Source organism: Blautia sp. HA8986, assembly GCF_056504635.1.
This window is the reverse complement of sequence record NZ_JBWLUQ010000001.1, coordinates 579778-603201: the sequence shown is the minus strand read 5'-3', so window position 1 is coordinate 603201 and position 23424 is coordinate 579778. Positions and strand designations below refer to the sequence as shown.

The following is a 23424-nucleotide window of genomic DNA, read 5'->3' as shown; positions in this document are numbered from 1 at the left end:
AATACCTCTTATTTATAATAATCGAAATCAAAGCCATACATACGTACTGTGTCACCTTCCTGGATACCAGCTTTTTCCAGTTCTTCCAGAATACCACCTTCTTTGAGGAATTTCTGGAAGAAAGCAAATCCTTTCTCAGAATCCAGATTTGTATAGCCAAGCATTTTTTCAATCTTAGGACCTTCTACAAGGAATATCTCCGGATCTTCTTCACTGCGCTCTACTGTAAACGGAAGATTCTCATTCACAAGAACATCCTCAGGGAAGAATTCCTGTTCAAATACCACCGGTTTCATAGGGCTCTTATCCAAAAGTTCTTTCACATGGAAAAGAAGCTCTCTGACACCCTGACCGGTAACTGCTGAAATCGGATATACGGAAATGCCCTGCGGCTCAAATTCTGCTTTCAGGCGATCGATAGGGCTTTCTTCCCCATCATCAAAAATACAGTCTATCTTGTTAGCTGCAATTACCTGTGGTCTGGCTGCAATCTCCGGATTGTATGCTTCCAGCTCTTTATTGATCTTGTGGATATCCTCCACCGGATCACGGCCTTCTACAGATGCTGCATCTACAATGTGGATGATAACTCGTGTACGCTCAATATGACGGAGGAATTCATGTCCAAGTCCCACACCTTCCGATGCCCCTTCGATCAATCCAGGGATATCTGCAATAACAAAACCACCGTTATCTGTATCTACAACACCAAGATTCGGGCTTAATGTTGTAAAATGATAATTGGCAATCTTTGGCTGCGCATTGGTCACACGGGAAAGAAATGTGGATTTACCTACATTAGGGAATCCCACAAGACCAACGTCTGCGATTACCTTAAGCTCAAGAAGTACTTCCAGCTCCTGTGCAGGCTGTCCTGGCTGTGCATATTTCGGAACCTGCATAGTTGCAGTTGCATAGTGCTGGTTTCCTTTACCGCCGCGGCCGCCCTTTAACACGATCTGTCTGCGGTTCTCACCGGACATATCTGCAATAACTTTGCCGGACTCAGCATCCATGATAACCGTTCCTTCCGGAACTTTCAGGACAACATCTTTGCCATCTGCACCGTGACAGCGTTTCTTGCCACCTTCCTGACCATCTTCTGCTTTATATTTTCTTCTGTGTCTGTAGTCTCCGAGAGTATTCTGACCCTCGTCGATTTCAAAAATCACATCACCGCCGCGGCCACCATCGCCGCCGTCCGGACCGCCATTTGGCACATATAGCTCACGGCGGAAGCTTACATGTCCGTCACCGCCTTTACCGGAGCGGATAATGATCCTTGCTCTATCTGCAAACATATTACACCTCTATTCCAAAAAAAGGCTCCAAACCGCATCGATTTGAAGCCTTTTACCTATTTCATTACTCTGCGTCTACAGGAACGATAGAAACCTGTTTCTTATCGCGACCTTTTCTTGTGAATCTTACGACTCCGTCTGTAAGTGCAAATAAAGTATAGTCTTTACCGCAGCCTACGTTTTCACCTGGGTGAATCTTGGTTCCGCGCTGTCTGTAAAGAATGTTTCCGGCTTTTACAAACTGTCCGTCTGCTCTTTTCGCACCTAATCTCTTAGACTCGGAATCACGACCGTTCTTTGTAGAACCAACTCCCTTTTTATGTGCGAATAACTGAAGGTTCATCTTCATCATTGTTGTTACACCTCCTTGACTTTTACTGTCAAATATCGATTGTTATAACTACCAGCAATTTCCGTCAGACCGAAAAGCAAAGAATCCATAAGGAGCATTCCCCGTTCAGAAAGAACGTTTCTGAAATGAATGGAAACAAATCCATCTTTTTCCTGCACATCAAATTCATCATCTGTGAATTTCTCAAGAGAATTCACCGTAGTGATGATCAGCGCAGACACAGCAGCACAGACAATATCCTGTCCGGCTTCTGCATAACCGGCATGTCCTTTCGAAATAAACTCTTCGTAAGATCCATTTTTCTTTCTGACTTTAATTGTAATCATGATGACACCAGATTAACCGTTAATCTTTTCGATCTTAACTTTGGTGTACTGCTGTCTGTGTCCGTTTTTCTTGTGATATCCAGTTTTACGTTTGTATTTGTAAACGATGACCTTACGATTCTTACCGTTTTCAACTACAGAAGCGGTAACACTGGCATCTTTTACATCTTCGCCAACTTTTAATCCGTCATTGCTGACTGCGATTACGTTGTCAAATGTTACGGTTTCACCAGCTTCTACACCGAGCTTTTCAACTTTAATTACGTCACCCTCGGCAACCTTGTACTGTTTACCACCTGTTGCAATAATTGCGTACATCTGTGGCACCTCCTAATTATTTACTCGCCAAATTCGGTGGCCTCTGTCCTGAGACCGAAGCTCTTTAACCTCTTTGTGCGGCATACTCGTTTATCATAACAGTGACATACTGTTATGTCAATAGTTTTTTTGACATTTTTATTATTTTTTTGCAAGCTCCCGAATGTCCTCGATCACCGGACGTCTTACTTTCTTTCTGGTCATTTCCAGGATATGCAATGGTGTGATATCAATGGCTCTGCTCTTTATAGGATCTTTTCTGAGAAGCTTCTGTAAGACATGAAACAGTTCATCTCTGTGATCCGGATTTTCCATGTTGATAAAATCGATCAGGATAATACCGGAGAGATTACGAAGCCGCAGCTGCCGGCTGATCTCCGCTGCCGCTTCCAGATTGATTTTGCGGAAGGTTTCTTCCATTTTCTTCTTTCCGGTATATTTTCCACTGTTTACATCAATGGACACAAATGCTTCCGTCTGCTGGATCACCAGAAATCCACCGCTGTTCAGCCATACCTTCTCTTTCTGGATCGCATCCAGTGCTGTTTCCACACGATACAGCTTATAAAGTGGAAGGAGTTTATCCTGATAAAAACGAAGCTTCTCTTTAAGCTCCGGACTGATCTCTTCCAGATATCCCCGGATCATTTCCCCGATTTCCGGCACGTCGGTAATGATCTCATCCAGGTCACGGCCATAAGCATCTCTTACAACCGTCACATAAAATGGTTCTGTCTCCAGTACAAGACTGAAGCAGGTACGGTTCCGTCCCTGGACCACGGCTTTATGGTAGCGGCTCTTCAGCCATTCCAGTTCCTTCAGGATTTCTTCTTTGGAAGCATCTGCTGCATTGGTCCGGACAATGATCCCGAATTCCTTATCCGGACGATCTGCTTCTTCTTTCAGCCATCCGCTGAGGCGATGTCTGTCTTCCTGGGATAGTTTGGAGGACAGACCAAATTTCTTATCTCCAGTTGTAAGAACAAGATATCTTCCCGTAAAATTCAGATTGGATGTCAGTGCAGGAAGTTTTCCCTTCATGGCATCCCTGCTTACCTGGACCAGAAGCTCATCTCCAGGCCGCAATGGGCCGTTTCCTTTTCTTCCTGCGGAAAAAACAGCTCTCTGTGCTTCCGCAAGAGGATAATAGCATCTCTTTCCCGGTTCGATCTGTACAAAAGCCGCCTGGATATTAGAAGCGATATTTTCGACCTGACCGGTATATATATTTCCAAGAATAGATTTTTCCTGATCTGATTCCAGACGGATTTCAACGATCCGATTCTCCTCTGAAAGAGCCGCTACTGTACAGGGCACACCATGGATCTCCATTCTTGTTATGATCAGTTTACTCAATTTCCTCACCTAATGATTCCAGAGTCACAAAACGTGGGCTTGCATTTTCTCCTTCATCTTCATACATTTCCAGACGTTTCACTGTGAAGGCAAATTCCGGAAGCTCTTCTCCTAGCCAATCAAAAAATGTGTTTGTTACCAGCTCAGGCTTCGTATAATTAGAGCTTGCAGATGCCAGCATATAGAAGAACCCGTTATCTCTTACTTCCATTTTATAGATATTCGGACGGAGATCGATTTCCTTTTCGCTGCGCTTAGTCTGCTTGGTCACTTTGATCTCCGGCTGTGCCAGAAATTCCTTCACACGGCTTTTCCAGTCAATAGAAGGCTCCTTACCCGGGCGGAACTCCACAAGATAATCTGCTGCTGCCACCAGAGCCATCGCCTTGCCTGCTTTCCCATCTTCTACTTTTCGAACGCTTACGATGTGCATTCCCTCAGCCATCTGTTCCTCCAGACGCGCTGCGATCGCACCGGTCGGCATATCTTCTGCCATTTCCAAGTCAAAATAATCTCCAAGACTTTCCATTCCCACACCAAGTGGAACTGCAAAAGACATGATCATATGTGGGCTGTATCCGCCGGAAAAAGCTACCGGAAGCTCTGCCCGACGAAGTGCTTTCTGGAAATAACGCATGGTATCCAGATGTCCCACAAACTTCATAGGACCCTCTTTGCTGAATTTAATTCTTACTTTCAAGGCAGACACCTCCTTTAAATTTCATAGCTCCACATGCGGAACATTTCTGACGGCAGTTTTCTGTCACAACACCATCTTTAGCACGCTGCCATTCACGCTCCAGGAATTTACGGCTGACACCCGTATCAATGAAATCCCACGGCAGGATCTCATCCAGGCTTCTCTCACGAAGTGTATAGAATGTCATATCCACGCCGCATTCAACCATAGCTTCCTTCCAGATATCATAATCAAAATTTTCTGTCCAAGCGTCATAAAGAGCACCTTTTTCATAAGCTTTTAAAATTACATCCGCGCAGCGTCTGTCACCACGTGCAAGGAAACCTTCCAGTGCTGTTACATCCGGCTCATGCCAGTTGTAACGGATACTTCTCTGATTCAGCTGGGCGCGGACTTCATTTTTAACCACCTTGGCTTTTTCCACAAAATCCTGCTCTGTATACATTGGTGCCCACTGAAATGGGGTAAACGGCTTCGGTACAAAGAAAGAAGTGCTGACGTTGATCTGTACCTTGCCTTTACGCTGTTCTTTCGGAACAACTTCATAATAAGTTTCCGCAATCTTCTGAGCCAGATGGGCAATTCCCTTCATATCGTCTTCTGTTTCTGTTGGAAGACCGAGCATAAAGTAGAGCTTCACCTGATTCCAGCCACCCTTGAATGCTTCGCCTGCACCATGAAGGATCACTTCTTCTGTCAGACCTTTGTTGATAACGTCACGAAGCCGCTGAGAACCGGCCTCCGGAGCAAAGGTCAGGCTGCTTTTCTTTACATCCTGCACTTTGCTCATAACATCCAGTGCAAACGCATCGATTCTGAGAGATGGTAAGGAAATATTAACAGCTTTTCCATGAAACTCTTCGATCAGGAAATTCACCAGTTCTTTCAGCTGGGAATAATCACTGGAGCTTAAGGAACTGAGGGAAATCTCCTCATGACCTGTATTTTTCAGCATAATACGCGCAGATTCTTTCAGAGTTTCCACATCACGTTCACGGGTCGGACGGTAGATCATACCTGCCTGACAGAAACGACAGCCTCGAATACATCCTCTCTGGATCTCAAGAGTTACACGGTCCTGTGTTGCCTTAATGTGAGGAACAACCGGTGCCTCCACAGCACGATATTCTTTCTCCATATCAATGATCAGCTGTTTCTGAACCTTCTCGGGGACATCATCTGCCATCGGTGCAAAGGACGCGATCGTACCATCTTCCTTATAGGTAACTTCATAGAGTGACGGAACATAAATCCCAGGAATCTTAGCTGCTGCCAGAAGAAAATCCTTCCTGCTGCCACCAGCCTTTTTATTGGCCTTATATGCATCAAAAAGTGCATCGTAAACAGTTTCACCTTCTCCGATATAAAACATATCAAAAAAAGGTGCCAGCGGCTCCGGATTGTACGCACAGGCCCCGCCACCGATCACAATAGGGAAATCCTCACCACGATCTGCGCTTTTCAGCGGGATACCACTGAGATCCAATACCTGGAGAATATTGGTATAGCACATCTCGTACCCGATCGTAATGCCAAGGAAATCAAAATCCCGGATAGGCTCCTGAGATTCCAGTGCAAACAACGGGATCTTCTTCTCCCTCATCACCTTATCAAGATCCGGCCATGGAGAAAAGAGACGCTCACACCATACGTCCTCTCGCTGGTTGAACATGTTATAGAGGATCATCATGCCCAGGTTTGACATGCCGATCTCGTAGACATCCGGGAAGCACATTGCAAAACGGATATCTACCGCATTTTTATCTTTCATTACGGAGTTGACTTCACCGCCGATATAGCGGGCAGCTTTGTCAACCTTCATTAAAATTTCATCGCTTAATGCTAGAGTTCTCATAATATTCCTTTCAGAAGTTGTTGTTTAACATAATGTTAAGCAGGGAAAATCCCCCACAATGTTCCCATTATATACGGAATGGTGGGGGATTTCAAGGGAGAGTCGGTCAGTTTACAGAATTCATCGTATATGCTTTTTCTTCATCTGCAGGATCTCCAGCAACACTTCATATACTGCCATATTCTCCCGCACCACCAGGGCAAGGCTCTCTTTTGCCTGATTCAGAAGATGAAAAAGACTTCGTACATTAGAATATCCTCCCGTAGAACACCTGGATCTTAGATATCCGTTTTCATCGTAATAATATTGTTCATCCAGCAATACGACGATTTTCTCCTCAGCTCTCACTGCCTGGACACCAGGCTGCCCGGAAGCCTCTTCTGTCCGCTCCTTAAATCCCTGTCTCACAAGATCATGCAGAAGCTTTTCCGCCTCACCATCATTGTTGGCATACATCACCACAATATGCGGATACCATCTGGAGCTTCTTTTTTCCGGCAGATGTACCATGCTCTGGATAAAAGAGGAAAGCTCCGCATTGGTGCGGATCCGGTTTGTCAGATGGAATTTCTGAATCCCCTGCAGATTTCCCAGCTCTTCCACAATGCTTCGATCCAGTTCTTCCGGTGATATCACATCTTCGGAATCACTGGAAAAGATCACTGGCCGGTGCTCACTCCACGTAAGCAGAACAGATAATTCTTCCGGAGAAAGAAGATGCGCTTCATCTACCAGAATACTGCTGTAACAGCCAAGATCTGTTGTCTCTCCCAGCTGATCATCTGTCAGAAAATCTATCCGCCGCAGACGTTCATGAAAAAGCTTCCATTCTTTTCCTCCTTCGCTGCAATGAACGATACAGACTCTCTGACGCACAGACAGCCTCATTGCAATATCATAGAGCAGCAGTGTTTTTCCTGTTCCGGGAAGACCACTGAACCAGAAATATCCATTCCTTTCTCCGCGGATCCTCTTCAGGATCTGCCGTTCAATGTCCCTCTGCTGTGAAGTAAGGAAATACTCTTTTTTGAGAAAGCGTTCCGGTTCTGTCAGTGGCGAGATCAGATACAGCTCTGCCTGAAACAGCGCCTCAATGTCTCCCTCATAATCAGAACTTTCTTTCCCAAGTGCAATACAAAGCTGTTCCCATTCCCCATCTACAATGTGATCATGGTTGGTCAGCCTTACCAGACGGTCTTCACTGCTGATATAGGTATACGACAGGATCGGTTTCCCAAAAACAGACAAATAATATCGGTTTTGGATCAACTGTCTTCGAATGGCCTCATCCGATACACTGCCACTTTTCAGTTCAATATTCACAATCTGATCAGCCTTAATCTGAAGAAGATCAAACTCCTTCCCAAGTTTCGGGATCTGGAACGAATAAAAAAGCCGGAGCTTATATACTTCCTCCATATGCAATTCCAGCTGCTCTACCAGTGCTTTCATACTTTCCAGTTCCCACTCTTTGATCCTGAGAAAAAAATCTCTGCCCGAAAGCTGGCGTTCCAGTTTCTGGATACATTCCATATTCTGATTTCTCGTAAGTGCATAAATCGATATTGCTTTCATATTTCAATCCTTACCAGCTGTTTATTTCTTTATCTGCAGTGTCCTGAGATAGTCCTTCTGTTCCTTCGTGATCCGATAACTCTCAATGGATTTACGGATCGTCTTGTTATGAGTCCAGATGTCCATTCTCTGTTCTTCCAAAAATGGCAGGATCTTCTCATACTGTTTTGCCAGTGCTGTTGCAAAATACCAGGCCCGCACCATATTTACATAGTATTCTTCCGAGCGGATGGATGCCACTTTCTCAGCATATTCCGGTTTAAATTCTTCATCCAGATAATGACGCATCAGCATACTGATCCCGAACCGGATGGTATAAGGCTTATCCGATCCCATCCAGCGATAAATCTCCCGGATAAATACATCACGGTGTTTTTTCATCATATGGAGCGCCAGCAGATCACAGGTCGCCCAGTTATCAATATACGGAAGAAAACGCTCCAGTTCTTTCAGACATTTATCATAATCTTTGATCTGCTCGATCAGCAGGCCATGGAGATTATTTTCCTCATAATACTGATGGGGAAGAGCTTTCAGAAACATTTCAGATTCTTCTGTTTTTCCAAACTCTTTTGCAAATTTCCGGATCATCGGTGTCCGGATACCGATAATTTTCTCTTTTTTCACAGTCGGAATCAGCCTTGCATGAAAATCCCGATATCCTGTATCCCGCATTTCGAACAGTCTTTTCTGAACATCTCTGGTCATTTCTTCCTGATTCATTTATCATCCCCGCCTTTTACGCCAAAGATCGCGATCAGAGAACTCACAAGCAGAAGCATAGGATAAAACAGTTTCGGCATGATCTGAAAAGCAGAAAGCTCAAATCCCAGTTCCTTTGCCGCTGAAATGGCAACCAGCATCTGGGCTCCGTATGGGATCACCCCCTGGAAAATACAGGAAAATGTATCCAGGATGGATGCTGTCTTTCTGGAAGTGATCTTATATTCCAGTGCCATTTCCTTTGCAATGGGGTTGGCCATAACAATAGCTACCGTATTATTGGCTGTTGCGATATCCATGGCTCCAACCAGAAGTCCCATACCAAGAAGTCCGCCTTTTTTCCCTTTAAAAACTCTCTGTATTCCGGAAAGCAGTGCTTCAAATCCACCATGCTCCCGGATCAGCGCACACATGGCAGCTACAAGGATAGCTACCATACATGTCTCGAACATCCCGGAAACACCGGAGCCAATATTAGTCAGAAGCTCCACTGGCGTAATATGTCCTCCAAGAAGCATAATAAACGCTCCGGAGACAATTCCGATCAGAAGTACCACAAATACATTGATGCCGATAATCCCACCGATCAGCACCAGAACATACGGAAGGATCTGCACAAGATGATAATCCTGTACCACTCTTCCCTGAATCTCTGTCTGAAAAGACAGAATAAGGATCAGGAGCAGTGTAACAATAGCTGCCGGAAATGCGATCCAGAAGTTTTCCCGGAATTTATCCTTCATCTGACAGCCCTGACCGTTGCAAGCAGCAATCGTAGTATCAGAAATAAAAGAAAGATTGTCTCCAAACATGGCTCCTCCCATCACCGATGCCACACAAAATGCCATATCAAAACCGGAAGCTTTGGAAACTGCTACCGCAATAGGGGTAAGAAGCGTGATAGTTCCAACAGAAGTTCCCATAGCCACAGATACGAAGCAGGCAACTACAAACAATACCGCAACGGAAAAACGTGCAGGTATCAGAGAAAGCATACAGTAAGCCACACTTTCTGCACTGCTGCGCCCCACAACACCCACAAAAGATCCGGCTGTCAGAAAAATCAGAAGCATGGTGATGATATTTTTATCTCCTACTCCTTTTGCCATAAGCTCCAGCTTTCTGTCAAAGCTGATCGTTCTGTTCTGAACACATGCCACCAGGATCGCAGCCAGAAAGGCAACAACAATCGGTACATTATAAAATCCCATGGGAATCTCCATAACATACTCAAACAAAATCCCAAGTCCCAGATACAGGGCCAGAAAAACCCCGATAGGCAGCAGTGCGATCACATTTCCTTTTTTCTTCATTTCATCCATAAAACAATTCCCTTCATCACTCATTGTATTCCCGGTATTTTTTCTCCGGGTGATCTGTGTCTATCATACCATATTTCCTTATCCCTGTCCTGCTGCCGTCATAAACTTCTTTATATTTTTGACACAATCCTGTTATCTTTGATATTTTTTACCTTATTTAACAAGATTTTCACTAATTAAATCACTCCATCCGTTGAAATTCAGAGTTTTTTTCAGTATAATTGGCTGTAGACAATTGTGAAAAAGATATCCAACATATTTATGGTGATATCTCGGATCACAGTCATTAAAGGAGGAATATGATTATGGCAACATGGAAAAATCTGGATACTCTTGCATCTTACAGCGAGCTTAAGGATCTGAAAGATCATGTAAACATTGCCGAGGCAATGTCCGGTGAGCAGGGTGCAGAACGTGTAAAGAAGTACAGCACACCGATGGCAGCAGGTCTGGCTTACAATTACGCAGCCAAAGAAGTTGATGAAACAGTTCTTGACGCACTTTCCAAATTGGCTGACGAGGCAGAGCTGGTTGAGAAATTTAAGGAATTATACAACGGTGCAGTGATCAACACAGGCGAGAAACGTATGGTTCTTCACCATCTTGCACGTACACAGCTTGGAGATCCAGTTGTTGTTGACGGTGTGGACAAGCGTGAGTTTTACCTTGCACAGCAGAAAAAGCTGCTGATTTTGCAGATAAAGTACATTCCGGTGAGATCACAAATGAAAACGGTGAGAAATTCACAACTGTTGTACAGATCGGTATCGGCGGAAGTGACCTTGGACCACGTGCATTATATATCGCACTTGAGAACTGGGCAAAAGCTAACAACACATTCAAGATGGAAGCAAAATTCATCAGCAATGTAGACCCTGATGATGCAGCTGCTGTTCTTGCATCTGCAGATCTTGCTCATTCCCTTTTCATCGTTGTATCCAAATCCGGTACAACACTTGAGACTCTGACAAACGAAGCATTTGTAAAAGATGCCCTCACAAAGGCAGGTCTTAACCCATCCAGACATATGCTTGCAGTAACAAGTGAGACATCTCCTCTTGCCAAGAGTGATGAATACCTTACAGCCATTTTCATGGATGACTATATTGGCGGACGTTACTCTTCTGTTTCCGGTGTAGGCGGAGCGATCCTTTCCCTTGCATTCGGACCGGATGTATTCGCAGCAATCCTTGACGGAGCTGCTGAGGAAGATAAGCTTGCAGCAAACAAGAATATTCTTGAAAACCCGGATATGCTGGATGCCCTGATCGGTGTTTACGAGAGAAACGTACAGGGATATCCTTCCACTGCTGTTTTACCGTACTCCCAGGCATTAAGCCGTTTCCCTGCACATCTTCAGCAGTGTGATATGGAGTCCAACGGTAAATCCGTAAACCGTTTTGGTGAGCCTGTTGATTATGTAACAGGACCAGTCATCTTCGGTGAGCCAGGAACAAACGGACAGCACTCTTTCTATCAGCTTCTCCACCAGGGAACCAACATCGTTCCGCTTCAGTTCATCGGCTTTAAGAAGAGCCAGCTCGGCGTTGATGTTGATATTGAAAACAGCACAAGCCAGCAGAAACTCTGCGCAAATGTTGCTGCTCAGATCGTAGCTTTTGCCTGCGGCAAGAAAGATGAGAACCTGAACAAAAACTTCAAGGGCGGCCGTCCTTCCAGTATCATCGTTGGTGAGGAGCTTACACCGAAAGCTCTTGGTGCCCTTCTTGCTCACTTCGAAAACAAGATCATGTTCCAGGGATTCGTATGGAACCTGAACAGCTTTGATCAGGAAGGCGTACAGCTTGGTAAAGTCCTTGCAAAACGTGTTCTTGCTCATGATACAGACGGAGCACTGAAGGTTTACAGTGATCTTCTTGACATCTGATAATCAGATAAGTACCGTCCCGGGATTTTTTTCGGGACGGTTTTTCTGTATATGTGGCCTTAACCATGAAAGGAATTCTTAAATATGCAGCAGATAAAAATGATCGGTCTTGATCTGGACGGAACTCTTCTGAATACAAAAAAAGAGCTCACAGAAAATACCAGACGTGTTCTAAGGGAAGCTATTGATGCAGGGATCCTTGTTCTGATGGCTACCGGCCGGCCGTATACCGGCATTCCCGAGGAACTGAGAAATTTTCCGGGGATTCACTACGCTCTCACTTCCAACGGAGCCAGAGTCCTTGATACAGACCATAATAAACTTCTTATCGAGCAGCTTCTTCCTATGGAAAGTGCAAAAAAAGCTCTTCGTATCTTCGAAAAATACGATACATTAAGTGAAATCTATTTTGACGGGCAGGGATATACAGACTCTGCCAAGCTTGACAATGTAGGAAAATATCATCATGATCCCAATATGTGGGATTATGTTAGATCCACCCGTATTGCAGTTCCTGACATCTGGGATGTGATTGCTAAAGAGCACCGCAATATGGATAAGGTGCAGGCACTTTTTGCCAGCCTGGATGAGCGTGCATCTGCCTGGAAGGAATTAAGCGAACTTAAAGAACTGGAGCTTGTCGGTTCTTTAAGCTATAATATTGAGATTAATGCAGCAGGTGTCAATAAAGGAACTGCCCTTGTTGCGTTGGGTAAAATGCTGGGAATCCCACGAGAATCTATTATGGCATGCGGAGACGGCGACAACGATGTCCATCTTCTCCGGGAGGTTGGCTTCGGCGTAGCCATGGCCAATGCACAGTCGCAGGTAAAAGATGTGGCGGATTATATTACCTCTTCTAATGATGAAGATGGTGTAGCACGTGCGATTGAGAAATTTGCACTGAATCGATAAAAATAATCTATTATGTATATAAAAAGGAACCGACAGTTTTACACTCTGTCGGTTCCTTCTTCTATCAATATTCATAGTTTCCTGCCGGCTGTTTGATCCTGGTAAGAAGATCATGCCAGGACTGATCCCAGATATACCATTTTCCGGTTTTGGAGTGCTTGTATGTACAGATCCATCTGGAGCTGTCACTGCCTGCAAAATCAGTAAATGATCTGTAGATCGCAGGAGTGGTCTGGGTCGGTTCAAAATACGGGATATCTTCACTGATGGAATTTCCCTTACCCGGAAGTGTATCCTGTCTTAACGTAATGGAAATCGGTTTAGACGGAGTATAATTGTTGGCCGGAGTTGCTCCATTCAGGTAAGAATTGCCAAGATATTTATATCCGTTATCCGCTTTCATACGATCCCTCAAAAAGTTTTTGTAATACTGGGTCATCTCTTTATTGTTGAGATAAGAAAGCATCTCCTCGCAGTCCGTTGGATTGGTCGGTGTCCAGGTACGATATGCAAGGATCAGAAGAGCCATGGTCTTATATCGTCCATCTGATGTTGTGATATCATACTGTTTCAGCTCTGCCGCATTGGTAGGGATCGTGGTAAATGTGTAAGTATAGGTATTTATCGTTACATCAATGACTTCTTTCTGTCCTTTATCATTGGTGATCTCTTTTTTCGCAGATTTAGTTCCTTTTGTAAGAACCGGCTCCTCCTGTTTCTTTACTGTCTGTGTTACGCAAACAGTGCAGCTGCCTCTCCAGGTGCTTTTATCCCTAACCTGGATCTTTGTTGTTCCCAAATTCACTGCTGTTACTTTACCTTTACTGTCCACGGTTGCAACAGACGGATCATCACTGGTCCATACAAGAATCTCTTTATAATTTTTTACCTGAAGCTGCTTTACATCACCTTTATTCATATTTAAGGTTGTGACATTTAAAGATGGTTTCGGCACCGGTGTAGGTGTCGGCTTCGGTTTCGGTTTCTGAGCTGCTTTTACTGTGACCTTACAGGTAAATTTCTTTGTATTTGCTTTCGCTGTGATCACTGCATTTCCTTTTTTCACTGCGGTGATCTTTCCTCTGGAATCCACACATGCGATCTTGGGATTAGAGGAAGAGTATTTTACTTTTACAGTTGTTCCTGTCAGCTTAATGGCATAGGATTTCTTTTCTGTCAATGTCAGCGATGTCTTGCTGAGCTTCGGTGTTTCTACCTTTACAACACATTTATATGTTTTTTTGCTTACCTTTGCAAGAATTGTTGCGGAACCCTTGTTTTTTGCAACTACCTGGCCTTTGCTGTTAACGGTTGCAACGCTCTTTTTGGAAGAGCTCCAGGTAACCTTCTGCTTGGTCCCGGTAACCTTAAGTGTTGTCTTCTCACCTTTTAAAAGAGTTACTTTTGTTTTGTTCAGTTTTGGTGCGGCACTGACAGATACGCTTCCAAATGTCATCGTAAAGATAAGGCTGAGTGACAGCAGAAAACAAAACAGCTTTCTTTTCTTTTTCATTTTGATTTCCCCCTTTCCGGTAAAACACACATTTATGATTTGTATCGCTTTAATCATATTTTAGGGGGAATTTCTGACAAAAGCACTAGCACTTATGATAGTATCATTATAAATATAAATGCCGCGTCTACATAGGCAGAAAACAAAGACTTCCACTAACATAAACACGGCACATATATTCATCCCTATTTTATTTTTTCGGAATCCCCATAATGATACAGTCACGTAACATAGCCAGCGCATGTGCAGTGGTCTGCTCACGGATCCGCATACGGTTTCCTGTGAAGTGGAACTCTTTTGCAATGGTCCTGCCTTCGTAGCAGCAACCCATAAATACAGTTCCAACCGGAGTTTCTTTTGTTCCGCCTCCTGGTCCTGCAAGCCCTGTTACAGAAATACTAATGTCTGCACCAGATTCCTTACATGCCCCTTTAGCCATCTCTCTGGCACATTTGGCAGATACTGCTCCCTTTTCCTTAAGAGTGGATTTCTTCACGCCAAGACACTTATGTTTCGCCTTGTTGCTGTATGTGACAAAGCCATATCCAAACACATCTGATGCACCGGATACATTAACAATACGCTGGGCGATCATTCCGCCGGTCAGAGATTCTGCCAGGGAAAGCTTAAGATCTTTTTCTTTCAGAAGATCGATCACTGCCTCTTCCAGTGTCTTACTCTCATCTGTTGCAAAAATATTCTCACCGAAGCGTTTTTTCAGTTCTTTTACAACAGGTTTGATCAGCTTTTTGCAGGCTTTTTCATTCTCTGCGCTCGCTGTTACACGAAGATGTACTTCACCGGTTTTGGCATAAGGTGCAATGGTTGGATTGGTCTGGCTTTCAATCAGATCCTGAATCTCCTCTGCTACCTGACTTTCCCCGATACCACTGATCTTCACCATCTGGGACACTATGATCTCCGGCTGATTCTTCTGAAGATACGGAACGATGTACTCCTCGAACATGGGCTTCATCTCATTCGGAGGGCCCGGAAGAAGAATCGCTGTCTTTCCCTTCTTCTCCAGGATCAGTCCTGGTGCAGTTCCATTATGATTGTCAAGAACAATTGCTCCTTTGGGAACCATAGCCTGTTTGTAATTATTCTTTGTGATACGTCTCTGAGGATTGTTTTTCTCATATTCCTTCAGATATTTATCGATCAGTTTTCTTGAATGGGAATCTTCTTCAAGCGGCATTCCCATCAGATCAGCAGTCACTTCCTTGGTGATATCATCCTCAGTCGGACCAAGGCCGCCTGTAAGGATCACAACATCAGAACGGTTCAGTGCGGTACAGATCACATCCCGCATACGTCCCTCATTATCACCTACTACATCCTGATAGTAAACATTTAACCCAAGCAACGCACATTTCTCAGAAAGATAGGCACTGTTGGTATTTACGATATTTCCCAGAAGAATCTCTGTTCCTACGGATATCAGTTCTGTAATCATAGAAAGAAACTCCTTTCGTATATTAACTTCCCTACTCCTGCATGGAAAGAACTTTTCGATTCTGCATGATATAAGTCAGCAGAGATATAACAGTCAGTGCAACAGACAGCCAGATAAACACTTCTGTCAGTATTGCAAAAACTCCTCCAAAATCCACGATCAGAAGTATGATCATGATCATCTGGGAAACAGTTTTGAATTTTCCCCAGTAATTTGCGGCAATAACAACTCCGTTCTCAGCTGCGATCAGACGGAATCCACTGATGATAAACTCACGTCCGATAATAATGATCACAACCCAGGCCGGAAGTCTGTCAAGCTCGATCATGCAGATCATGGCAGAGCATACAAGAAGCTTATCTGCCAGAGGATCCATAAATTTTCCAAAATTAGTAATCAGGTTATATTTTCTGGCAAGGTGGCCGTCGAACCAGTCGGTAACACTTGCTGCGACAAAAATCGCAAGACAGATCCAGCGGTTGGCTTCACCGCCCCATCCTGTCAGCATAAAAACTACAAGAAACGGTACGAGTATCATTCTTGCAACTGTCAGTTTATTCGGTGTATTCATCGCTAAGCACTCCTATCAAATCATACTCAAGCGCGCCCGTTACACGTACCTTTGCAAAATCACCTGTCATAAGCAGTTCTCCTGTCTGAACGAAAATGTAACCGTCAACCTTCGGTGCATCCCCGTAGGTACGTCCGATATAGGCACTTTCATCTGCAACTTTCCCTTCGATCATCACAAGAAGCTCCTGACCGATGCGGTCCTGCCCCCTGTCATAAGAGATCTCCTGCTGAAGTTCCATCAGCTCGTCTCTTCGTTCTTCCTTCACTTCCTCCGGAATCTGATCTGCCATCTCCGCTGCCGGAGTATCCTCTTCCGGTGAATAAGTAAAAACGCCAAGACGGTCAAATTCCATCTCATCTACGAACTCTTTCAGTTCTTCGTGGTCTTCTTCTGTCTCACCCGGAAATCCGGTGATCAGCGTTGTACGCAGTACGATATCCGGAATCTCTTTGCGAAGCTTTCCGACAATGTCGATCAGCTCCTGTTTGGATGTGCGACGACCCATTCTCTTAAGAATACGATCCGAAGCATGCTGAATCGGAATATCCAGATAATGACAGATCTTCTTCTCATCGCGGATGGTATCGATCAGCTCATCATAGATTTCCTCCGGATAACAGTAGAGAACACGGATCCAGCGGATACCTTTGATCTCACAGAGTTTCTGTAAAAGAATATGAAGAGATTTTTTTCCATAGAGGTCTTTACCGTAAACGGTGGTCTCCTGGGCTACCAGGATCAGCTCCTTCACACCCTGCTCTGCCATATCCTCTGCCTGGTCGATCAGACGCTCCATGGGAACACTTCGGAATTTTCCGCGAAGCTTCGGGATAATACAGTAAGTACAGTGCTTGTCACAGCCTTCTGCGATCTTCAGATATCCGAAATGACCGCCGGTTGTAAGAACACGTTTGCTTCCTGTATCCGGAAGATAATCGATATCACGGTATTCCTCAAAATGATTACCAGCTGCTGCCTCTTCCAGAGCCTTTACGATGTCGCCGTAGGATGTGGTTCCAAGAACAGCATCTACCTCCGGAACCTCTTCGATGATCTCTTTCTGGTATCGCTGTGCCATACAACCGGTAACGATCAGTGCATGGCAACTTCCTGTTTTTTTGTACTCTGCCATTTCAAGAATGGTTTCTACACTCTCTTCCTTGGCATCCTTGATAAAACAGCAGGTATTGATCACGATAGCATCTGCCTTTGTTTCATCGTCTGTGATCTCATGACCTCCGGCTGTAAGAAGTCCCAGCATTTCCTCGGAGTCCGCCAGGTTCTTGTCACAGCCAAGAGAGATGAATAATATTTTCATAAAATTACTCCGCTTCTGTCTGAACTGCTTCAGCAGTCTCAGCGCCCTCTGCGGTCTCGCCCTCTGCTGCCTCAAGAGCCTCTTTCTCTGCTTCCAGAGCTTCAATCTCTTCCTCTTCTTCCTGTCCCGGAAGGATCTTTACTTTACCTTTGTAAAGCTCGTCAATCGCAACGGAAAGAGGTTTCTTACCTACTGCGCCAGGTACAAGCGGCTCTGCTCCGGCAATCAGCTGGCGGGCACGTTTGCTTGCTGCAAGGACAAGAGAATAACGGCTGTTCAGCACGAGAGCCTCATCATCGTCCTCGTTGTTTGTGTTGATAGCCTCAATTAATTCTGAATAAGATGGATGTATCATATCTTTTCTCCCTTCTGTAACGGCAGGGCCGTATTTAACTTGTTAATTGATATTTATAAAAAAGCTTCTGCTTCTTTCTGAATCCTGGATACAAAATCATGGTTCCTGGATGCGCGCATACGTTCGCACCGGATAGTCTCATGAAGTGTATCAACGCATTCCTCCAGATCATCATTGATCAGAAGGTAATCATATTTATCCATTCCTTTGGATTCCTCAACAGCTCTTCTAAGACGTCCGTTGATCACATCCAGAGTCTCGGTTCCTCTTCCCACAAGACGGTTCTTCAGCTCTTCCATAGATGGCGGGCAGACAAATACAAGCAATGTATCCGGGAATTTCTCACGGATCTTCATAGCTCCCTGGATCTCAATTTCCAGGATCACATCCCTGCCGGATGCAAGCTGTTCTTCCACATATTTACGCGGAGTGCCGTAATAATTCTCTACATACTGTGCATACTCGATCAGGCCATCTTCCCGGATCATCTGCTCAAATTCTTCTTTTGTGCGGAAGAAGTAAGCTTCTCCATCCTTCTCGCCTGGTCTTGGATTTCTGGTAGTGACAGAAACAGATAATGCATAATTGTCATATTTCTCCATCAGCCGTTTCATGACGGTACCTTTTCCGGAACCGGAAAAACCCGAAACAACAACTAAAATCCCTTTACTCATTTCCTTCCTCCCTCTCTTCCTCTCCATACGCTTCCGAAAATCTCTTCGCAATGGTCTCCGGCTGCAGAGCGGAAAGAACAAGATGATCATCTGATGTAATGATCACTGCCTTGGTCTTTCTCCCCTGTGTAGCATCAATGAGGATACGTGTTCCCTTAACGCTCTGGATCATGCGCTTCACAGGTGCGGCATCCGGACTTACCACTGCCACGATCCTTCCTGAATTTACAACATTTCCAAAACCTACATTGATCAGCTTCGCCATTTCCGCTCTCCTTTTCTGCCGGTTCTTATTTCCAGATGGTTATTCAATATTCTGGATCTGCTCACGGATCTTCTCGATCTCGGTCTTGAGGTCGATTGCTGCATTAGATACTGTAAGATCATTGGATTTGGACAGGATGGTGTTCGCCTCACGGTTCATTTCCTGTGCCATGAAATCCATCTTACGTCCTACGCCTTCGTTCTCATCCAGGATCCTGCGCATGCCATGGATATGGCTTCGAAGACGTACCGTCTCCTCGTCATTGCAGATCTTATCTGAAAAAAGTATCACCTCTGCGGCAATCCTGGAATCATCGATCTGGTTATCATCAAGAAGTTCGTGCATCTTGGCTTCCAGCTTCTCCCTGTAGGCCTTCACTACTTCCGGAGAACGTTTTTCCACCACATCGACCTTTGCTTCCAGACCGTCCAGTTTCCCAAGAAGATCCTGTTTCAGATTGGTGCCCTCACGCTGGCGGGTTTCCACAAACTTCCGACAGGCCTCATGAAGCGGACCCTCCAGAAAATTCCAGAGTTCTTCCTCATCCGGAGCCTGCTCTTCCATTGTAAATACATCCGGATATCTGGAAAGTGTGGAAACACGAATATCATTCTCAATCCCCAGCTCCTCACTCATCTGGTTCAAATAGCCCAGATATTCCTTTGCCAGCTCTGCATTGTATTTCAGAGCCATTCCGCCCATTGTATAGTCTTCATAGGTGATGAACACATCAACCTTGCCGCGGCGGATATAGGTCTTCATCACATTTCGGATCTCTCCCTCAAAATAGCTGAGTCTTTTCGGCATCTTGATGTTCAGATCCAGATATCTGTGATTGACGGATTTCAGCTCAACAGAAACCTTACGTTCTTTGGATACTGCTTCCGCTCTGCCAAAGCCGGTCATACTTTTTATCATGTTATCCTCCAATACTGCCTCTTAAGTTTATCAGCTGCAGGTAAATGCAGCCAATGATTGCATACGGATTTATTATAGTTCATTCCAAAACCCTAGTCAAACTCTTTTTTTACTGTTATAATGATCGATGTTGAAATGGAGGTAAAATCATGGCATTTGACGGAATTACAGTTTCTGCTCTTGTGGCAGAGATCGACGATAATTTAAAAGGCGGACGCATCAACAAGATCGCCCAGCCGGAAAACGATGAACTTCTTATCACAGGAAAGGGTGCCAATGGACAGAAACGGCTTCTCTTAAGTGCAAGCGCATCCCTTCCTCTGATCTATTTTACAGATAAGAACCGTATCAGTCCTTTAACCGCACCGAACTTCTGCATGCTTCTCAGAAAGCACATCGGAAGTGCACGTATCCTGGATGTAAAGCAGCCGGGAATGGAACGTGTGGTGGAATTTGAGCTTGAGCATCTTAATGAGCTGGGTGATCCCTGCAGAAAGCGCCTGATCATGGAACTGATGGGCAAGCACAGCAACATCATTTTCTGTGACGAAAAGGGAATGATCCTGGACAGCATCAAGCATGTCTCTTCCCATATGAGCTCTGTCCGTGAGGTTCTTCCAGGAAGAGAATATTTCATTCCCAATACCCGGGATAAAGAGAACCCTCTCACTGTTTCCGAGGAGGAATTTACACAGCATATCTGCAAAAAACCTCAGAACATTTCCAAGGCTCTCTACACGTCTCTTACAGGTATGAGCCCGGTAATGGCTGAGGAGATCTGCTACCGTGCTTCCATTGACGGAAGTGATGCAGCACAGTCTCTGGATGAAGCTGCATGTACCCATCTTTATCATACATTCCTCAGGCTGATGGAACAGGTGCAGAGCAGAGAGTTTACACCGAACATTGTTTACCGCGGTGAGGAACCTGTTGAGTATGGAGTTTTTCCATATCAGCAGTTTGGCAGTGAATACCACAGTGAAACTTTTGACAGCGTTTCCACCATGCTGGAAACTTATTATGCAACCAAGAGTCTGCTGACACGCATCCACCAGAAATCTTCCGATCTTCGGCGTGTAGTACAGACTGCTCTGGAACGTAACCGTAAAAAATATAACATCCAGAAAAAACAGCTGAATGATACTGCCAAAAAAGATAAATTCAAGATTTACGGTGAACTGATCAACACCTACGGATACGGGCTTGAGGAAGGCTGCAGATCCTTTAAGGCACTGAACTATTATACCAACGAGGAGATCACTATTCCTCTTGATCCGACACTGACACCGGCGCAGAATTCCAAGAAATATTTTGATAAATACGGGAAGCTGAAGCGTACAGAGGAAGCCGTCACAGAACAGCTCGCAGATACGGAAAGTGAGATTTCTCATCTGGAATCTATCTCCAATGCTCTGGATATCGCCAGATCTGAAAGTGACCTTTCCCAGATCAAGGAAGAGCTGACTGAATACGGCTATATCAAACGTCACTATACAAACAAAAAAGGCCAGAAAGCCCAGCCGAAATCCAGGCCGCTTCACTATATATCCAGTGATGGTTTTGATATCTATGTCGGAAAAAACAATTTCCAGAATGATGAACTGACCTTTAAGTTCGCAACTGGAAATGACTGGTGGTTCCATGCAAAGAAGATGGCTGGTTCCCATGTGATCGTCCGCACCAAAGATGGTGAACTTCCGGACCGTACCTTCGAAGAAGCAGGCCGCCTGGCAGCCTGGTACTCCAAAGGACACTCTGCTCCCAAGGTAGAGATTGATTACATCCAGAAAAAACATGTCAAAAAACCTGCTGGTGCAAAACCTGGTTTTGTTGTTTATTATACCAACTATTCTCTGATGGCTTCTCCGGATATTTCAGATCTGAAGGAGGTTACGGAGTAATAACTATTCAATAAAAAACCTTCCTGTGTCTGATGCATCTCCAAGATAATGCAGATATATTTCTTTAATCTGTAATTATCTGTTATGAGAAAGCTCTTTGGATACAGGAAGGTTTTTATTTTGTAAACAGTTAATAAAACAGATATTCTTAATCTGCATTCCCTGCTTATTTATAACTGAATATCTGCCTTATAGTTATTCAGTTATATTTCCAGTTTTTTCTTCACTGCCGGAGCAATGGACATATCTGCCTTATGATACGGAATCAGAGTTGACTGCAACGCATGATACAGATCAGATTTTCCCGGCCATACAGTTCCTTTCAGATGATTTTTCTCATCCAGCTGGTGGAACCAGGAACCGTTTTCGTGATCCATGACCACTTCATCCAGGTACTTCATAAACTCAGCATAATCTATCGCATATTTCTCCTTACCGGTCACATGGTAAAGAACTGCGGAGGTATTGATCGCTTCCGCAAGAGTCCAGTGCATACGGTCATGTACCACCGGTTTGCCATTCCAGTCTGTCGTGTATACAATTCCCGGTGCACCATCTGCATTCCAGCCATCTTTTATTGCTGTTGTGTAAAGTTTCTCTGCTGCCTGGAGATATTTTTCCAGTTTTTCTTTCTCTTCCCCACAGTTTGCAAGCGCCCACTGTGTGATCAGTCTTGCCCACTCGATTCCATGTCCCGGTGTTGCGCCGTATGGCTTAAACGGATCATCCGGACGGTCACGGTTACAGTCAAGATCTGCCACCCATTCTTTCGTAAAATGCTCCGGGATCCTCCAGGAGTTATCTTCCGCCCACTGGATCACATGATCAATGATCCTGCCTGCACGAATGTGATATTTTTTATCTCCGGTGACATCTCCTGCTGCCAGAAAAGCTTCTACCGTATGCATATTGGCATTTAATCCACGGTAATCATCCAGCACAGTAAATTCCGTATTCCAGGTATCACAGGCCAGCCCTTCCTCTTCATTCCAGAAATGTCGGTCATAAACAGCCAATGCCTCTTCAAGGAGCTCTTTCGCCCCAGGTCTTCCGGCTGTCAGTGCGGAAGATGCAGCCAGGATCACAAAGGCATGTGCATAACACTGTTTATTGGGAACAATGCCACCCTCCTGTGTCACACCTGCATACCAGCCGCCTTTTTTTTCATCGTGAAGCTCTCCCTTAAGGCCCTTCAGTGCCGCATCCACAAGCTCTCCGCTTCCTTCATGGCCAAGCATCAGCCCCAGGCTGTATACATGTGCCATACGGCAGGTGATCCAGGTTTCCCGGTTTCTGTTCTTCCAAGGTGTTCCGTCATCCCCCAGATAATAGGAACCTCCATTCGGTGAAGGAAACCGATGTCCGAAATTCAAAAGCTCCTCACAGGATGCTTTCAGGAATTCCCGGTTTTCTTTTGTGTTGATCTCATATTTGCTGTTCATTTCAACCACCCCATCTGTTTTTCTTTAGGATATCATTCTTTTTGGGGGACTTCAATTCCTTTGGAGTATTTTGACATATTGATGAAAAAAGGAGAATGCCTTATATGCATTCTCCTCATATCAGATTTCTTAATTCCATTACCGTAACGGTCACAGACATCCCTGTATTAATCTACAAAACAGGTGATCACATAACGGTCATTTTCCATGATCACGTCAGAAACATTATCTTTGTCCCAGATCGCATCACTGATGATGTCTTTCAGCTTATCATCCATAATGATATTAAAATTCTCCTCGATCACCTGAAACGGAACTCCCTCATTCTCCTGTGCATACTCCATGATAAAATCAAGAATCTTCTCTTCCATACCTCA

The 23424-nt window shown here is 44.6% G+C and carries 21 protein-coding genes and 2 pseudogenes; 3 read left to right on the top strand and 20 right to left on the bottom strand.

The genetic code is table 11. The features are described from left to right. Window positions 1–8: 8 nt before the first annotated feature. The 10 genes from obgE to AC04Q4_RS02615 all read right to left on the bottom strand — a co-directional run bounded on the left by obgE (window position 9) and on the right by AC04Q4_RS02615 (window position 9828). Window positions 9–1301, bottom strand: a complete 1293-nt coding sequence (obgE, locus tag AC04Q4_RS02660; protein ID WP_173737006.1) for a GTPase ObgE — start codon at window positions 1299–1301, stop codon at window positions 9–11. A 64-nt stretch (window positions 1302–1365) separates the two neighbouring features. Beyond that, a complete protein-coding gene (gene rpmA / locus AC04Q4_RS02655) occupies window positions 1366–1653 on the bottom strand; it encodes a 50S ribosomal protein L27 (RefSeq protein WP_015525168.1) in 288 nt (95 codons plus the stop codon). Window positions 1654–1658: 5 nt separating this feature from the next. Then, on the bottom strand, window positions 1659–1979 hold the full coding sequence (locus AC04Q4_RS02650; RefSeq protein WP_476388440.1) for a ribosomal-processing cysteine protease Prp: 321 nt from the start codon (window positions 1977–1979) through the stop codon (window positions 1659–1661). A gap of 12 nt (window positions 1980–1991) precedes the next feature. Further along, window positions 1992–2297, bottom strand: coding sequence for a 50S ribosomal protein L21 (gene rplU / locus AC04Q4_RS02645; RefSeq protein WP_015525170.1), 306 nt, complete (start codon window positions 2295–2297; stop codon window positions 1992–1994). A gap of 141 nt (window positions 2298–2438) precedes the next feature. Beyond that, entirely contained in the window at window positions 2439–3662 is a 1224-nt protein-coding gene (locus tag AC04Q4_RS02640; RefSeq protein WP_476388439.1) for a ribonuclease E/G, read from the bottom strand. After that, window positions 3646–4362 (bottom strand): TIGR03936 family radical SAM-associated protein, encoded by a 717-nt coding sequence (locus AC04Q4_RS02635; protein ID WP_476388438.1) that lies wholly within the window; start codon window positions 4360–4362, stop codon window positions 3646–3648. Before AC04Q4_RS02635 ends, AC04Q4_RS02640 begins: the two co-directional genes overlap by 17 nt. Then, the gene (locus tag AC04Q4_RS02630) at window positions 4337–6208 is read right to left on the bottom strand and encodes a TIGR03960 family B12-binding radical SAM protein (RefSeq protein WP_476388437.1); all 1872 of its coding nucleotides are present in this window, start codon (window positions 6206–6208) and stop codon (window positions 4337–4339) included. Before AC04Q4_RS02630 ends, AC04Q4_RS02635 begins: the two co-directional genes overlap by 26 nt. Window positions 6209–6328: 120 nt before the next feature. Further along, window positions 6329–7783: a P-loop NTPase family protein gene (locus tag AC04Q4_RS02625; protein WP_476388436.1), complete on the bottom strand. Its 1455-nt coding sequence runs from the start codon at window positions 7781–7783 to the stop codon at window positions 6329–6331. 21 nt (window positions 7784–7804) lie between these two features. Continuing rightward, window positions 7805–8506: a DNA alkylation repair protein gene (locus AC04Q4_RS02620; protein ID WP_476388435.1), complete on the bottom strand. Its 702-nt coding sequence runs from the start codon at window positions 8504–8506 to the stop codon at window positions 7805–7807. After that, complete coding sequence (locus AC04Q4_RS02615) at window positions 8503–9828, bottom strand: Na+/H+ antiporter NhaC family protein (RefSeq protein WP_119239765.1); 1326 nt, start codon at window positions 9826–9828, stop codon at window positions 8503–8505. Before AC04Q4_RS02615 ends, AC04Q4_RS02620 begins: the two co-directional genes overlap by 4 nt. Before the next feature lie 305 nt (window positions 9829–10133). Between AC04Q4_RS02615 and AC04Q4_RS02610 the strand changes: the two are divergent. Continuing rightward, a pseudogene (locus tag AC04Q4_RS02610) lies at window positions 10134–11716 on the top strand (glucose-6-phosphate isomerase). A gap of 84 nt (window positions 11717–11800) precedes the next feature. Further along, the gene (locus AC04Q4_RS02605) at window positions 11801–12631 is read left to right on the top strand and encodes a Cof-type HAD-IIB family hydrolase (RefSeq protein ID WP_195455207.1); all 831 of its coding nucleotides are present in this window, start codon (window positions 11801–11803) and stop codon (window positions 12629–12631) included. Window positions 12632–12695: 64 nt separating this feature from the next. Here AC04Q4_RS02605 and AC04Q4_RS02600 read toward each other — a convergent pair whose 3' ends face one another. The 8 genes and pseudogenes from AC04Q4_RS02600 to AC04Q4_RS02565 form a co-directional block, all read right to left on the bottom strand. Then, window positions 12696–14144 (bottom strand): DUF6935 domain-containing protein, encoded by a 1449-nt coding sequence (locus AC04Q4_RS02600; protein WP_476388434.1) that lies wholly within the window; start codon window positions 14142–14144, stop codon window positions 12696–12698. Window positions 14145–14334: 190 nt separating this feature from the next. Further along, window positions 14335–15600: a competence/damage-inducible protein A gene (locus AC04Q4_RS02595; protein ID WP_476388433.1), complete on the bottom strand. Its 1266-nt coding sequence runs from the start codon at window positions 15598–15600 to the stop codon at window positions 14335–14337. A gap of 31 nt (window positions 15601–15631) precedes the next feature. After that, window positions 15632–16171 (bottom strand): CDP-diacylglycerol--glycerol-3-phosphate 3-phosphatidyltransferase, encoded by a 540-nt coding sequence (pgsA, locus tag AC04Q4_RS02590; RefSeq protein WP_173737017.1) that lies wholly within the window; start codon window positions 16169–16171, stop codon window positions 15632–15634. Further along, window positions 16155–17492 carry a 30S ribosomal protein S12 methylthiotransferase RimO gene (gene rimO / locus AC04Q4_RS02585; protein ID WP_173737018.1) on the bottom strand — a complete coding sequence of 446 codons (1338 nt, stop codon included), beginning with the start codon at window positions 17490–17492 and terminating at the stop codon, window positions 16155–16157. Before rimO ends, pgsA begins: the two co-directional genes overlap by 17 nt. Before the next feature lie 100 nt (window positions 17493–17592). After that, a pseudogene (gene rpoZ, locus AC04Q4_RS02580) lies at window positions 17593–17847 on the bottom strand (DNA-directed RNA polymerase subunit omega); the annotation flags it as partial. 53 nt (window positions 17848–17900) lie between these two features. Continuing rightward, window positions 17901–18521: a guanylate kinase gene (gmk, locus tag AC04Q4_RS02575; protein WP_173737020.1), complete on the bottom strand. Its 621-nt coding sequence runs from the start codon at window positions 18519–18521 to the stop codon at window positions 17901–17903. Further along, window positions 18514–18786 (bottom strand): DUF370 domain-containing protein, encoded by a 273-nt coding sequence (locus tag AC04Q4_RS02570; protein ID WP_173737021.1) that lies wholly within the window; start codon window positions 18784–18786, stop codon window positions 18514–18516. Before AC04Q4_RS02570 ends, gmk begins: the two co-directional genes overlap by 8 nt. Before the next feature lie 39 nt (window positions 18787–18825). Further along, on the bottom strand, window positions 18826–19704 hold the full coding sequence (locus AC04Q4_RS02565; protein WP_173737022.1) for a YicC/YloC family endoribonuclease: 879 nt from the start codon (window positions 19702–19704) through the stop codon (window positions 18826–18828). A 149-nt stretch (window positions 19705–19853) separates the two neighbouring features. On the opposite strand from AC04Q4_RS02565, the gene AC04Q4_RS02560 reads away from it, so the two are divergent. After that, window positions 19854–21605 carry an NFACT RNA binding domain-containing protein gene (locus tag AC04Q4_RS02560; RefSeq protein ID WP_476388432.1) on the top strand — a complete coding sequence of 584 codons (1752 nt, stop codon included), beginning with the start codon at window positions 19854–19856 and terminating at the stop codon, window positions 21603–21605. Between the two features lie 203 nt (window positions 21606–21808). Here AC04Q4_RS02560 and AC04Q4_RS02555 read toward each other — a convergent pair whose 3' ends face one another. Both AC04Q4_RS02555 and AC04Q4_RS02550 read right to left on the bottom strand, forming a co-directional pair. Beyond that, on the bottom strand, window positions 21809–23047 hold the full coding sequence (locus tag AC04Q4_RS02555) for an AGE family epimerase/isomerase (RefSeq protein ID WP_476388431.1): 1239 nt from the start codon (window positions 23045–23047) through the stop codon (window positions 21809–21811). Window positions 23048–23214: 167 nt separating this feature from the next. After that, window positions 23215–23418, bottom strand: coding sequence for a hypothetical protein (locus tag AC04Q4_RS02550; protein ID WP_173737025.1), 204 nt, complete (start codon window positions 23416–23418; stop codon window positions 23215–23217). Window positions 23419–23424 lie beyond the last annotated feature (6 nt).